A 12999-nucleotide genomic window follows, 5' to 3' on the forward strand; every position below is an offset into this window, starting at 1 on the left:
GAGACAGCCTCCTGGGGGTGCCGGGCCGCGGTGCTGTGCGGGGCCCCGCGCGCGCCGGTGCGCACGGCGGCGGGCGTCAGGCGTCGGGCGGGGTGCAGGCGCCGATGGCACGGCCGGCCTCGACCGAGGCGCGCTGCGGGTCGCCGGCCCGGATCGCGTCGAGGATCTTGTCGTGCCCGAGGTAGCGCTCGGCGATCAGCTCCGGGCCGACGTCGTGGCGCAGGTGGGCGCGGGTGACCTCGCCGAGGTCGGCGTAGACGGCGGCGAGGACCTCGTTGTGGGCGGCGGCGACCACGGCCTGGTGGAAGGCGGCGTCGGCCTGGATGAAGTCCTCGGCGTCGCCGGAGCGCCAGGCGTCCTCGCGGCGGGCCAGCGTGGCGTCCAGCAGGGCGAGGTCGCGCGCGGTGCGGCGGGTGGCGGCCAGGCCGGCCGCGGAGGTCTCCAGGGTCACCCGCAGCTCGGCGACCTGCGACTGGTCGGCGTCGGCGAAGCGGCGGTGCATGACCCCGGCCAGCTCGCTGGTGGCCAGGACGTAGGTGCCCGAGCCCTGGCGGATGTCCAGCAGCCCGTTGTGGGCGAGGGCGCGGACCGCCTCGCGGACGGTGTTGCGGGCGACGCCGAGCTCCTCGACCAGCGCGGCCTCGGTCGGGATGCGCGAGCCGACGGGCCACTCGCCCGAGGTGATCTGGGCGCGCAGTTGCGCGATCACCTGGTCGGACAGCGGGGTGCGCCTCGGAGAGGACAGCGCCACGGGGACTCCTTGCGGCTTCGGGTCGGCGGTGGGGGCGTCGGCCGGCGGGTGGGTCGGCTTGGGGCGGGTCGGGACATCATGCCAAGTCGAGGATGCGCTAATTCATCCCATCATTCTATGATGGCTCCCATGCCTTCCGCAGCAGACACCACCACCACCCCACGGACCGGGGCCGGACCGCAGACCGAGCGGCCCGCCACCGGCGCATCCGCCTCCGCCCGCCGGGGCACGTACCTCGGCTGGCTGTTCGCCGTCGCGATCGCCGCCGCCGCCTTCAACCTCCGGCCCGTGGTCACCAGCCTCGGGCCGCTGCTCGACCAGGTCCGCACCGACCTCGGGATGAACCCGACGCTGGCCGGCCTGCTGACCGCCGTTCCCTCGCTCTGTTTCGCGCTGTTCGGCTTCGCCGCGCCCGGCATGGCCCGGCGGTTCGGGCCGATCGCGGTGGTCGCGGCCGGCATGGGAGCGATCACGGCCGGCGTGCTGGCCCGCTCGTTCGCTGGCGGCACGGCGGTGTTCCTGCTGCTCACCGCGCTCGCGCTGGCCGGGGTGGCGGTCTCCAACGTGCTGATCCCGGTGGTGATCAAGCGCTACTTCCCGGAGAAGGTCGGTCCGATGATCGGCCTGTACTCCATGTCGCTGTCGGCCGGCACCGCGCTCGCCGCCGCCGTCACCGTGCCGCTGACCAGCGCGCTCGGCGGGGACTGGCGGGTCGGCCTGGGCGTCTGGGCGGCCCTCGGCGCGGTCGCGCTGCTGCTCTGGCTGCCGGTCGCGGTGACCAGGCGCGAGCGCGGCGGGAAGACCGGCGGGGCGGTCGCCAAGCTGCCGATCACCCGCAGCCGCACCGCCTGGGCGATGGCCTGCTTCTTCGGCCTCCAGGCCACCGGCGCCTACGTGGTGATGGGCTGGCTGCCGAAGATCTTCCAGGACGCCGGGGTCTCCGAGGGCACCTCCGGGGTGCTGCTGGCCCTGACCATGGTGATCGGCGTCCCGGTCTCCTTCGTGCTGCCCAACCTCGCCGCGCGCCGTGGTGACCAGCGGCTCTTCGTCGTGGTGCTGGCCTCCTGCGGCATCGCCGGGTACGCCGGGCTGGCGCTGGCGCCGGCCGGCGTGCCGTGGGTCTGGGCGACCCTGGTCGGCCTCTCCAACTGCGCCTTCCCGCTGGTGCTCACCATGATCGGCCTGCGGGCCCGGACGGCTGGCGGGGTGGCCCAGCTCTCCGCGTTCGCCCAGGGCGTCGGCTACCTCATCTCCATCCCCGGCCCGATCCTGATCGGCCGGCTGTACCAGGCCACCGGTGAGTGGTACCTGCCGCTGGGCTTCCTCGCCGTGCTGCTGGTGCCCCAGATGCTGTTCGGCCTGCGGGCCGCGCGGGCCCGGCACATCGAGGACGAGGCGGTCCTCCCGGCCGCCGCCGGCGCCGCGGCGTAGCGGGGCCGCTGACGGGCGGGCACGACCGGGGTGGGAGAATCCGGTCATGCCCGTACTCGACCCGAACCCCACCGACGGCCACAAGAAGCTCGGCCAGATCGCCGCACTGATCGTCGGCATCGTGGTGCTGCTGGCGATCGTCGCCACGGTGGCCCAGAACCTCGGCTGATCCGCCGCGCGGCCCCGCCGGGGCCGATCCGGCCGGTCAGCGACGCCGGCCGGTCCGCGCCCGCGGACCGGCCGCGGTACCGCACGCCGACCGCCGGCGAACGGCGCACGATGACACCCGGCACCCCGGAGAGTGGCGGCAGCCGGCGGCATCGCGCCCCCGGGCCGCTTTTCTGCCAAGCTTGCTGGGTATGAGCGCCGACACGCCCCGCAGGATCATCGTTCTCCGCCATGCCAAGGCCGACTGGCCCAACGGCGTCGACGACCACGAGCGGCCGCTGGCCGACCGGGGCCGCCACCAGGCCCCGGAAGCCGGCCGCTGGCTCGCCGACTCCGGCATCAACCCCGACTACGTGCTCTGCTCCACGGCCCTGCGCACCCGTGAGACCTGGAAGCTCGCCGCGCACGAACTGCCGAAGCGCGCCCGCAGGACGGTGTACGAGGACCGGATCTACGAGGCCAGCCCCGGGGAGATCATCGCCGTCCTCCAGGAGACCCCCGAGGACCACCCCGACGTGGTGCTGGTGGGCCACAACCCGGGCGTGCTCGGGCTGACCCAGGTGCTGGCCGGGGACGAGGGCGACCGGGAGGCGCTGGAGCGGCTGCGGCTCGGCGGCTTCCCGACCGCGGCCGTCGCGGTGCTCAGCTTCGACGGCTCCTGGAAGGGCGTCGAGCCGGGCGTGGCCGCGCTGGTCTCGTACTTCACGCCGCAGGACTGAGCCGAACGGCCCCCGCGCCGCCCGGTCCGGGCGCGGTGGCCGAAGAGGGGCACGAGGACCGGTCCTCGTGCCCCTCGGGCGCGTCCGGCCGCGGCTACTCGGTCGGCGTGCCGTCCAGCGCGTCGGCCGCCTCGACCTCTTCGCGGGTGATGCCCAGCAGGTACAGCACGGTGTCCAGGAAGGGCACGTTCACCGCGGTGTCGGCGGCCTCCCGGACCACCGGCTTGGCGTTGAACGCCACGCCCAGCCCGGCCGCGTTCAGCATGTCCAGGTCGTTGGCGCCGTCGCCGATCGCGACGGTCTGCTCCAGCGGCACCTTCGCCTGCTCGGCGAAGCGGGCCAGCCAGCGGGCCTTGCCGGCCCGGTCCACGATCTCGCCGACCACCCGGCCGGTGAACCTGCCGTCCACCACCTCCAGGGTGTTGGCCGCCGCGAAGTCCAGGCCCAGCTGCTCCACCAGGTGGTCGGTGACCTGGGTGAAGCCGCCGGAGACCACCGCGACCTGGAAGCCCAGCCGCTGCAGCGTGCGGATCAGGGTCCGCGCGCCCGGGGTGAACCTGACCTCGGCGCGGACCTTCTCGGTCACCCCGGCGTCCAGGCCGGCCAGCAGCGCGACCCGGGCGTGCAGCGACTCGGCGAAGTCCAGCTCGCCGCGCATCGCCGCGGCCGTCACCGCGGCGACCTCCGCCTCGCAGCCCGCGTGGGCGGCGAAGAGCTCGATCACCTCGTCCTGGATCAGCGTGGAGTCGACGTCCATCACCACCAGGCGCTTGGCCCGGCGTTCCAGGCCCGCCGCGACCACCGCGATGTCCACCCGCTGCTGGGCCGCCTCCTGGGCCAGCGCGGCGCGCAGCGTGTCCGTGGCGACACCGGAGACGGCCAGCTCGACCGCGGTCACCGGGTACTTGGCCAGCCGGAAGACGCGGTCGATGTTGCCGCCCGAGTCGGTGATCCGGGAGGTGAGCGCCGACACCGCGGTGGCGGTCAGCGGGTGGCCGAGCACGGTGACGTGCGAACGGCCCTCGCGGCGCGGCCGGTTGTCGCCGATGCCGGAGATGATCTCGGCCTGGAGCTTCTGCTCCTCGGCCCAGCGGTGCACGGTGGAACGCAGCTCGCCCTCGGCACCGGGCGCGGTCGGCGGGGTGACCAGGGCGCACAGCGTTATCCGGCCGCGGGTGACGACCTGCTCGATGTCGATGACGTCGACGCCGAACCCGGACAGGGTGGCGAAGAGACCGGCGGTGATGCCGGGGCGGTCCTTGCCGAACACCTTGACGAGCAGGGTGCGCTCGTCCTCGGTCCGGGGCTGCGGGGCGGGGAACGGCTCGGCGGCCAAGGGCGATGCGTTCATGGTGGCTCCCACGCTACCCGCCGGCCGGCGGCGCCACGGCACCCGTCCGCGTCGTGGACGGGGGTGCGGAGCGGGTGTGGGCGGTGTGCGCACCACCCGGGTGACCGGACGGTGGCGCGCGGGCGACGCCCCGGGGGCGGTGGCGGGGGCGTCCGCGAATCGTTGCCGCCTGGTCACAGTCACCGGGGGTGACTTTCACCAACGGGCGGCGGGCTGGAATGATTCCCCCCGTCGGATTCAGGACATCGCACCCCCGACCGGGGGCAAAATCGGGGGACCGAGAGAGCGGGGCAGGCGAGCAGTGCCGCAACTCGTCATTGATATCAACGGACAGCAGCGGACTCTGGAGCCGGGGCGGTCGTACACCATCGGGCGCAACCCGCAGTCGGACTTCCCGTTCGACGACGCCAGGGTCTCCTGGCAGCACGCCACCATCTCGTTCAACGGGGCCGGTTGGCAGCTCGACGACCACGGGAGCACCAACGGCACGTACACCGCCGGCGCCCGGACCCAGCAGGCCCCGCTCTTCCCCGGCGCGGTGGTCAACCTCGGCAACGCCGAGAACGGCCCCCGGCTGAGCTTCTCCGCTCCCGCCCAGGCCGCCGCGCCCGCCCCCGCCTGGCACGAGGCCGCCACCAGCCGCAGCCACGTCCCGCCCGCCCAGCAGCAGGCGCCCGTCCAGCAGCCGTGGGCCCAGCAGCAGCCGCCGGCGCAGCAGCAGGCCTACCAGCCGCCGGTCCAGCAGCAGTGGGGCGGCGGGCAGCCGCCGGCCTTCCCGCAGCAGCAGGGCTTCCCCCAGCAGGCGCCCCAGCACGGCGGCTTCCCGCAGCAGCAGGCGCCGCAGCACGAGGCCGGCGGCCCGCAGCCGACGATGATCCGCAACCTGACCGCGGGGATGAACACCGTCCGGATCGGTCGCGCGCTCGACAACGACATCGTCGTCTCCGACCTCCAGGTCTCCCGCCACCACGCCGAGCTGCGCCAGCTGCCGGACGGCCGGTACGAGATCGTCGACCTGGGCAGCCACAACGGCATCTTCCTCAACGGCCGGCCCGTCCAGCGCCAGCTGATGGGGCCGCAGGACCGCCTGACGGTCGGCCACTCCAGCTTCGTCCTGGTCGGCGACCAGCTGCAGGAGTTCGTCGACACCGGCGCGGTCTCCTTCTCCGCCCGCCACCTGACCGTCGAGGTCGACTTCAAGGGCGGCAAGAAGGTCCTGCTCAACGACGTCAGCTTCGGCGTCCCGGAGAAGTCGCTGGTCGCCGTCATCGGCCCGTCCGGCTCCGGCAAGTCGACCCTGCTGCGCGCCCTCACCGGCTACCGCCCGGCCGACCGCGGCGACGTCCTCTACGACGGCCGCAACCTCTACAAGCAGTTCGCCGAACTGCGCTCGCGGATCGGCCTGGTGCCGCAGTCGGAGATCCTGCACAAGGAGCTGACCGTCCGCACCGGCCTCAAGTACGCGGCCCGGCTCCGGTTCCCCGGTGACACCGAGGCGCGCGAGCGCGAGGCGCGGATCGACGAGGTGCTCTACGAGCTGCGCCTGGACAAGCGCGCCGACAACCGGATCACCGCGCTCTCCGGCGGCCAGCAGAAGCGCGTCTCGGTCGCCCTTGAGCTGCTCACCAAGCCCTCGCTGATCTTCCTGGACGAGCCCACCTCCGGCCTCGACCCGGGCATGGACCGCGAGGTCATGCAGATGCTGCGCGGCCTCGCCGACGACGGCCGCACCATCCTGGTCGTCACCCACTCGGTGGCCGAACTCGCCCTCTGCGACCGGCTCCTGGTGATGGCTCCGGGCGGCTCGGTGGCCTACTTCGGGCCGCCGGACGAGGCGCTGCACTTCTTCGGGTACGAGACCTGGGCCGACGTCTTCCAGGCCTTCGAGAACTACCCGGACCACGACTGGGCCGGCCGCTACCGGGGGTCGGTGCACTACCAGCAGTACTCCGCCGACGTGGACGCCGGGGCCGTGCAGTCCGCCCAGATCGTCCAGGAGGCCGTCCGCCCGCCGAAGCCGCAGAGCTGGGGCTCGCAGCTGTGGACGCTGATCCGCCGCTACGCCTCGGTGCTCGCCTCCGACCGCGGGTTCCTGGCGCTGTCGATCCTGCTCCCGGCGGTGCTCGGCGCGGTCAGCGTGCTGATCCCGAACGATCCCGGGCTGGCGCCGAACCCGAAGTCGCAGCTCGGGATCAACAGCGGCGCCGCGACGATCATGCTGATCCTGGCGATCGGCGCCTGCTTCTCCGGAGCCGCCAACTCGGTCCGAGAGCTGATCAAGGAACGGGCGATCTACGAACGGGAACGGGCCACCGGCCTCTCCCGGTCGGCGTACATGATGTCCAAGATCATCGTGCTGGGCTTCTTCAGCGTGGTCCAGGGCGCGATCATCTCGGCCGTCGGCTACCTGCCGCGCAAGCTGCCCGAGCACGGTCTGATCATCAAGGACCTGCCGATCATCGAGATGAGCATCGGCCTGATCCTGCTGAGCTTCGCCTCGATGATGTTCGGCCTGATGATCTCCGCCCTGGTGAAGACCGCCGAGAAGACCATGCCGCTGCTGGTCATGTTCGCGATCATCCAGGTCGTCTTCACCGGCTGCCTCTTCCAGATCTTCAGCAAGCCGGGCCTGGAGCAGTTCGCCTGGCTGATGCCGGCCCGCTGGGGCGTCGGCATGGTCGCCACCACGCTCGACCTGTCCAAGCTGCTCGGGCCCTGGAACAAGGACTTCAAGAACCCCGAGTACGACGCGATCTGGGGCCACAACGTCGGCCAGCTGGTGCTGGACGGCGGCATCCTGATCGTGATGTCGATCGTCATCGGCGTCATCGTGACGCGCCTCCAGCGCCGCCACGAGCCCGAGGTCATGCAGAAGGGCTGACCCGCCCGCACCGCACCGCTCACCCAGGGGCGGCCCCACCCGGCGACGGGCGGGGCCGCCCCTCGGCGTACCGGCGCCCCTCGGCGTACCGGCGCCCCTCGGCGTACCGGCGCCCCTCCGCGTACCGGCGCCCCTCCGCGTACCGGCCCCGTCGCCCAAGGGGCTCGGGCCCTAGGTCTGTGGACCTGCTCCCCGCGCGCCCGTGGACCGACGCGGAGGCCGCCCCGGCGGCGGTAGTTTGGCCGTATGCCCACCGCGCCCAGTGACCGCCGGCCCCCGGCCGGCCTGCTGCCCGTCGACCGGATCCCGGTCGGCCCGCCGGCCGCCGGCCCGCTGCCCGCCTGCGAGCCCTGCCTGGCCGGGATCGAGGCCATCAGCCAGGCCCTGCTCGCGATGAGCCGCCACCTGGAGGTCCGCGAGGTGCTGCGGCGGATCACCGCCTCCGCCCGCGGCCTGCTCGGCGCCGAGTACGCCGCCCTCGGCGTGCCCGACGACCACGGCGGCTTCGCCCAGTTCGTCGTCGACGGCGTCACCGACGAGCAGTGGCGGGCCATCGGCCCGCTGCCCCGCCAGCACGGCGTGCTCGCCGAGATGCTGCACGAGACCGGCCCCATCCGGCTCGCCGACGTGCGCGAGGCCCCCGCCTTCGGCGGCTGGCCCGCCGCCCACCCCGAGATGGACGCCTTCCTCGGGATGCCCGTCCTCGACACCGACGCCGCCGAGGACGAGCCGCACGTGATGGGCGTGATCTTCCTCGCCAACAAGCGCGGTGGCGGCGGCTTCACCGACCACGACGAGGAACTGCTGCGGATCCTCGCCGCGCACGCCGCCCTCGCCCTCTCCAACGCCCGCCTCTACGAGCGCAGCCGCGAGCTGACCCTGGCCGGCGAGCGCGCCCGGATCGCCCACGACCTGCACGACGCCGTCTCGCAGAAGCTCTTCTCGCTGCGCCTCACCGCCAAGGCCGCCGCCAAGCTCGTCGACCGCGACCCGGCCCGGGCCCGCGCCGAACTCGCCGAGGTCGCCAAACTCGCCGCCGAGGCCGCCGACGAGCTGCGCGCCGTCGTGGTCGAGCTGCGCCCCGCCGCCCTGGAGGAGGACGGCCTCAGCGCCACCCTCGCCTCGCAGGTGCAGGTCCTCGACCGCGCCCACAGCGCCGACGTCGCCTTCGCCGCCGAGGGCGTCCGCGCCCTGCCGCCGGCCCAGGAGGCGGCCCTGCTGCGGATCGCGCAGGAGGCCCTGCACAACGCGCTGCGCCACTCCGACGCCCGCAGCGTCACCGTCACCCTGACCGGCACGCCCGCGCGCGGCGCCGTCCTGCGGGTGCGCGACGACGGCCGGGGCTTCGACCCCGAGTCGGTCCGCCGGGCCGGCCGCCACCTCGGCCTGGCCTCGATGCGCGACCGCGCCGCCGCCGTCGGCGGCACGCTCACCCTGGACTCGGCCCCCGGGAAGGGGACGGTCGTCGAGATGGAGGTCCCCGGTGCCTGACACCACGCCAGCGATCCGCGTCCTGCTGGTCGACGACCACCAGGTGGTCCGCCGCGGTCTGCGCACCTTCCTGGAGGTCCAGGACGACATCGAGGTGGTCGGCGAGGCCGCCGACGGCGCCGAAGGCGTCGACCGGGCCCGGGAGCTCGACCCCGACGTCGTCCTGATGGACCTCAAGATGCCCGGCGTCGACGGCATCGAGGCACTGCGCACGCTCAAGGGCGAGGGCAGCCGGGCCCGGATCCTGATCGTCACCAGCTTCACCGAGCACCGCACCATGGTCCCCGCACTGCGGGCCGGCGCCGCCGGGTACGTGTACAAGGACGTCGACCCGGAGGCGCTGGCCGGGGCGATCCGCTCGGTCCACGCCGGCCACGTGCTGCTCCAGCCCGAGCTCGCGGAGGCGCTGCTCGCCGACGACGGCCCCCGCCAGCCGCAGGGCCGCGGCGCCACCCTCACCGAGCGCGAGCGCGAGGTGCTCGGCCACATCGCCGACGGGCGCTCCAACCGGGAGATCGCGCGGAGCCTGCACCTGTCGGAGAAGACGGTGAAGACGCACGTCTCCAACATCCTGATGAAGCTGGACCTCGCCGACCGCACCCAGGCCGCGCTCTGGGCCGTCCGGCACGGCGAGGCCCGCGAGGCGTAGCGGCCGGCGCGGCCGGGCCGGGGGCGGAAATCAGCCCTTCTCGTCGACCAGCGCGTTGTACGCCGCCACCTGGGCCCGCCGGGCGGTCCGCCGCAGGGGGTCCAGCACCGCCTGGCGGGAGGCCATCTCCGAGGCGCTGACCGCCGCGCCGTGCCCACCCGAGGCGATCGCCAGCAGCGCCGTCACCTGCCGGGCCGACTCCAGCACCCGGACGGCGCGCGGCGGGTACCCCGGGGCGAGCAGCTCGACGTGCCCCCGCCGCCGGTACGCCTCCAGCGCCCGCAGCGCCTCCGGTCCGGCCCCGGCCACGTCCAGCCGGGCCAGCATCGCCGTCGCCTCCCGCAGCCCGTCCGCCAGCTCGCGCTCCGCCTCGTGCAGCGACGGCACGTCGGCCGGGGGCGCGTCGTTCACCTCCGAGCAGCGCCAGAGCACCATCGCCGAGCGGTCCCCGACCGGCCCGAACACCTCGATCTCCGGCACCAGCCCGAGCGGCGCCCCGACCGCCAGCACGGCCTCGCCCGCGCCCAGCGCCCGGGCGTTGAACGGCGCCGGACCGGTCAGCCCGAGCGGGTGGCCGGCGGACGGCAGGGCCAGCCGAAGCCCCCGCACCCCCAGCACCCTCAGCCGCCCCAGCGCCCAGGTGAGCCCGTGCCGCTCGCCCGGCTCGTCGCCCGGCAGTCCGGTCACCCGGTGGCTCTCGTCACTGCCCAGCACCGCCGAGGCGGCGTCGTCGGGCGGTACCAGACCGGCCAACAGGGCGTTGCCCCAAGCGGCCAGCCGCCCCGAACGGGGCTCTTCGTACGGATTGTCGGCAGGAGTCGCGAGCATCCGGCCAGCCTACGGAATCGGCGGTCATCCGCGTGGCGTAGGTTTGCCCATGCGCGTGCGGCGCACCCACTCCGTGCCCACCGGCCGCCGGAGTAGGCTGCCCGCCCGCACCGACGGCCGAATTTCTGTTTTGGGGAAGGCATAGGCATGAGCGACGTGCTGGAGCTGGTGGACGTATCCGTGGTCCGGGAGGAGCGCGCGCTGGTCGACCAGGTCTCGTGGTCCATCTCCGAGGGCGAGCGCTGGGTCATCCTCGGCCCCAACGGCGCCGGGAAGACGACCCTGCTGCAGATCGCCTCCACGTACCTCTTCCCGACCACCGGCAAGGTGTCCGTCCTCGGCGAGAAGCTCGGCGAGGTCGACGTCTTCGAGCTGCGCTCCCGGATCGGCCTGGCCGGCGCCGCCATGTTCGACAAGCTGCCCGCCGGCCAGAGCGTGCTGCAGACCGTGCTCACCGCCGCCTACGGCATGACGGTCAGCTGGCAGGAGAAGTACGAGCAGGCGGACGAGTCCCGCGCGCTCGCCCTGCTGGACCGCCTCGGCATGGCCGGGCTGACCGAGCGCAAGTTCGGCACCCTCTCCGAGGGCGAGAAGAAGCGCACCCTGATCGCCCGCGCCCTGATGACCGACCCCGAGCTGCTGCTGCTGGACGAGCCCGCCGCCGGACTGGACCTCGGCGGCCGCGAGGACCTGGTGCGCCGCCTCGGCGCGCTCGCCCAGGACGAGTTCGCCCCGGCCATGGCCATGGTCACCCACCACGTGGAGGAGATCGCGCCGGGCTTCACCCACGTGCTGATGATCCGCCAGGGCAAGGTGCTCACCGCCGGTCCGATCGACACCGAGCTGACGGCGCGCAACCTCTCCAGGTGCTTCGGCCTGCCGCTGACTCTGGAGCGCCACGGCGACCGCTGGTCCGCGCAGGGCCTGCCGCTCGGCTGAGGCCCGCGCCGGGCCGTCCTCCGAGCCGCCGGCGGGCCCCGGCCGGAGCCCGGGGAATCCGGCTGAACTCCACTGAACTGGAGCCGGTCGCACGTGCGACCGGTTTCCGCCCCTCCACCTGCGGGAACTGTCCGCCTCGAAGGCCCTTCGCTCCCTAGGATGGACACGTGGACAGCTGGATCTGGTGGCTCCTGGCCGCCGTCGGCCTCGGCATACCCCTGGTCGTCACCGCGATGCCGGAGTTCGCGATGTTCGCGGTCGGCGCGCTCGCCGCGGCCGGTGTCGCGGGGCTCGGCGCCGGGGCGGTGGTCCAGGTCCTGACCTTCGTCGTGGTCTCGGTCGCCCTGCTGGTCGTGGTCCGCCCGATCGCGTACCGGCAGCTCAGGAAGGGCCCGCAGATCAAGATGGGCATCGAGGCGCTTCCGGGCGCCACCGCGATCGTCGCGGAAAGAGTCGACGGGGAGGGCGGGCGGATCAAGCTCAAGGGCGAGATCTGGTCGGCCCGCGCGCTCAACCCCGGCAGCGTGTACGAGCCGGGGCAGCAGGTCGACGTCGTCGAAATCCAGGGCGCGACCGCCCTGGTCGTCTAGGGGAGAGTCCGTGGAACCCGTCCTTATCGTCCTGGTCGTCCTGGTCGTGGTGGCATTCATCGCGCTGATCAAGACGATTCAGGTCATCCCGCAGGCCAGCGCCGCGATCGTGGAGCGCTTCGGCCGCTACACCCGGACGCTCAACGCGGGACTGAACATCGTCGTCCCGTTCATCGACCGGGTCCGCAACCGCATCGACCTGCGCGAGCAGGTCGTGCCCTTCCCGCCGCAGCCGGTGATCACCCAGGACAACCTGGTGGTCAACATCGACACGGTGATCTACTACCAGGTCACCGACGCCCGGGCCGCCACCTACGAGGTCGCCAGCTACATCCAGGCGATCGAGCAGCTGACCGTCACCACGCTGCGCAACATCATCGGCTCGATGGACCTGGAGTCGACGCTGACCTCCCGCGAGGTGATCAACGCCGGTCTGCGCGGCGTCCTGGACGAGGCCACCGGCAAGTGGGGCATCCGCGTCAACCGCGTCGAGCTGAAGGCGATCGAGCCGCCGACCTCCATCCAGGACTCGATGGAGAAGCAGATGCGCGCCGACCGTGACAAGCGCGCCGCGATCCTCACCGCCGAGGGCGCCCGGCAGGCGCAGATCCTGCGGGCCGAGGGTGAGAAGCAGGCCGAGGTGCTCAAGGCCGAGGGTGAGGCGCAGGCCGCGGTACTGCGCGCCGACGGTGAGGCCGCCGCGATCCGCACCGTCTTCGAGGCGATCCACGACGGCGACGCCGACCAGAAGCTGCTCGCCTACCAGTATCTGCAGACCCTGCCCGAGCTCGCCAAGGGCGACTCCAACAAGCTGTGGATCATTCCCAGCGAGGTCGGCGACGCACTCAAGGGCCTCGGTGGCGCCTTCACCGGCCTGGCCGGCAACGGCGGCATCAACGGCGGTGCGGCCGCCGCCCCCAGCGCCCCGGCCCCGGCCGCGACCCAGGTCCCGCTCGACCCGGCGGCCGGTCCGCGCCCGCTGGACACCGACACCAAGGGCGCCGCCCGCCCCCGGGTGGACCCGGCCCGCGAGTACCGGAAGATCGACCCGGAGTGAGCTGAGCCCGTCCCCCGCGGCGCCGAGGGCCCGCCACCCGTCTCGCACGCTTAGGTTCTAGTGGTCGTCGCAACGCCCCAGCTCAGGGGATGCGATGGACTTCAAGATCCGGGAGAGGCGGGACCCTCAGGGGCCTGTGCGGCT

12 protein-coding genes are annotated in these 12999 nt (G+C 73.5%); 9 read left to right on the forward strand and 3 right to left on the reverse strand.

From position 1 onward, the window contains the following. Positions 1-76: 76 nt before the first annotated feature. Complete coding sequence (locus ACFWA9_RS34485) at positions 77-751, reverse strand: FadR/GntR family transcriptional regulator (protein ID WP_380392684.1); 675 nt, start codon at positions 749-751, stop codon at positions 77-79. A 129-nt stretch (positions 752-880) separates the two neighbouring features. On the opposite strand from ACFWA9_RS34485, the gene ACFWA9_RS34490 reads away from it, so the two are divergent. From ACFWA9_RS34490 to ACFWA9_RS34500, 3 genes are all read left to right on the forward strand, one after another. Further along, positions 881-2182: an MFS transporter gene (locus ACFWA9_RS34490; protein WP_329490141.1), complete on the forward strand. Its 1302-nt coding sequence runs from the start codon at positions 881-883 to the stop codon at positions 2180-2182. 46 nt (positions 2183-2228) lie between these two features. Next, on the forward strand, positions 2229-2351 hold the full coding sequence (locus ACFWA9_RS34495) for an SGM_5486 family transporter-associated protein (RefSeq protein WP_329490142.1): 123 nt from the start codon (positions 2229-2231) through the stop codon (positions 2349-2351). 190 nt (positions 2352-2541) lie between these two features. Continuing rightward, positions 2542-3069 (forward strand): histidine phosphatase family protein, encoded by a 528-nt coding sequence (locus tag ACFWA9_RS34500; protein ID WP_352297539.1) that lies wholly within the window; start codon positions 2542-2544, stop codon positions 3067-3069. Between the two features lie 94 nt (positions 3070-3163). Here ACFWA9_RS34500 and serB read toward each other — a convergent pair whose 3' ends face one another. Beyond that, positions 3164-4420: a phosphoserine phosphatase SerB gene (serB, locus tag ACFWA9_RS34505; RefSeq protein ID WP_329490144.1), complete on the reverse strand. Its 1257-nt coding sequence runs from the start codon at positions 4418-4420 to the stop codon at positions 3164-3166. A 301-nt stretch (positions 4421-4721) separates the two neighbouring features. On the opposite strand from serB, the gene ACFWA9_RS34510 reads away from it, so the two are divergent. The 3 genes from ACFWA9_RS34510 to ACFWA9_RS34520 all read left to right on the forward strand — a co-directional run bounded on the left by ACFWA9_RS34510 (position 4722) and on the right by ACFWA9_RS34520 (position 9441). Continuing rightward, a complete protein-coding gene (locus ACFWA9_RS34510; protein WP_380392689.1) occupies positions 4722-7301 on the forward strand; it encodes an FHA domain-containing protein in 2580 nt (859 codons plus the stop codon). Positions 7302-7694: 393 nt separating this feature from the next. After that, positions 7695-8792 (forward strand): GAF domain-containing sensor histidine kinase, encoded by a 1098-nt coding sequence (locus tag ACFWA9_RS34515; RefSeq protein ID WP_352297545.1) that lies wholly within the window; start codon positions 7695-7697, stop codon positions 8790-8792. Beyond that, positions 8785-9441 (forward strand): response regulator transcription factor, encoded by a 657-nt coding sequence (locus tag ACFWA9_RS34520; RefSeq protein WP_329490146.1) that lies wholly within the window; start codon positions 8785-8787, stop codon positions 9439-9441. The genes ACFWA9_RS34515 and ACFWA9_RS34520 overlap by 8 nt, the downstream gene beginning before the upstream one ends. Positions 9442-9471: 30 nt before the next feature. Here ACFWA9_RS34520 and ACFWA9_RS34525 read toward each other — a convergent pair whose 3' ends face one another. Next, on the reverse strand, positions 9472-10269 hold the full coding sequence (locus ACFWA9_RS34525; RefSeq protein ID WP_329490147.1) for a hypothetical protein: 798 nt from the start codon (positions 10267-10269) through the stop codon (positions 9472-9474). 147 nt (positions 10270-10416) lie between these two features. Between ACFWA9_RS34525 and ACFWA9_RS34530 the strand changes: the two genes are divergently transcribed. The 3 genes from ACFWA9_RS34530 (at position 10417) to ACFWA9_RS34540 (ending at position 12855) form a co-directional block, all read left to right on the forward strand. Continuing rightward, positions 10417-11208, forward strand: coding sequence for an ABC transporter ATP-binding protein (locus ACFWA9_RS34530; RefSeq protein ID WP_329490148.1), 792 nt, complete (start codon positions 10417-10419; stop codon positions 11206-11208). A gap of 167 nt (positions 11209-11375) precedes the next feature. Continuing rightward, the gene (locus ACFWA9_RS34535) at positions 11376-11798 is read left to right on the forward strand and encodes an NfeD family protein (RefSeq protein WP_329490149.1); all 423 of its coding nucleotides are present in this window, start codon (positions 11376-11378) and stop codon (positions 11796-11798) included. A 10-nt stretch (positions 11799-11808) separates the two neighbouring features. After that, on the forward strand, positions 11809-12855 hold the full coding sequence (locus ACFWA9_RS34540; RefSeq protein WP_329490150.1) for an SPFH domain-containing protein: 1047 nt from the start codon (positions 11809-11811) through the stop codon (positions 12853-12855). Positions 12856-12999 lie beyond the last annotated feature (144 nt).

It is taken from the genome of Kitasatospora sp. NPDC059973 (assembly GCF_042737525.1).
Classification (GTDB): Bacteria; Actinomycetota; Actinomycetes; order Streptomycetales; family Streptomycetaceae; genus Kitasatospora.

Coding starts and splice junctions, on each gene's coding strand:
- ACFWA9_RS34515 (WP_352297545.1), top strand. CDS start 7,695: ATGAGCCGCCACCTGGAGGTCCGCGAGGTGCTGCGGCGGATCACCGCC.
- serB (WP_329490144.1), bottom strand. CDS start 4,420: ATGAACGCATCGCCCTTGGCCGCCGAGCCGTTCCCCGCCCCGCAGCCC.
- ACFWA9_RS34490 (WP_329490141.1), top strand. CDS start 881: ATGCCTTCCGCAGCAGACACCACCACCACCCCACGGACCGGGGCCGGA.
- ACFWA9_RS34500 (WP_352297539.1), top strand. CDS start 2,542: ATGAGCGCCGACACGCCCCGCAGGATCATCGTTCTCCGCCATGCCAAG.
- ACFWA9_RS34525 (WP_329490147.1), bottom strand. CDS start 10,269: ATGCTCGCGACTCCTGCCGACAATCCGTACGAAGAGCCCCGTTCGGGG.
- ACFWA9_RS34530 (WP_329490148.1), top strand. CDS start 10,417: ATGAGCGACGTGCTGGAGCTGGTGGACGTATCCGTGGTCCGGGAGGAG.
- ACFWA9_RS34495 (WP_329490142.1), top strand. CDS start 2,229: ATGCCCGTACTCGACCCGAACCCCACCGACGGCCACAAGAAGCTCGGC.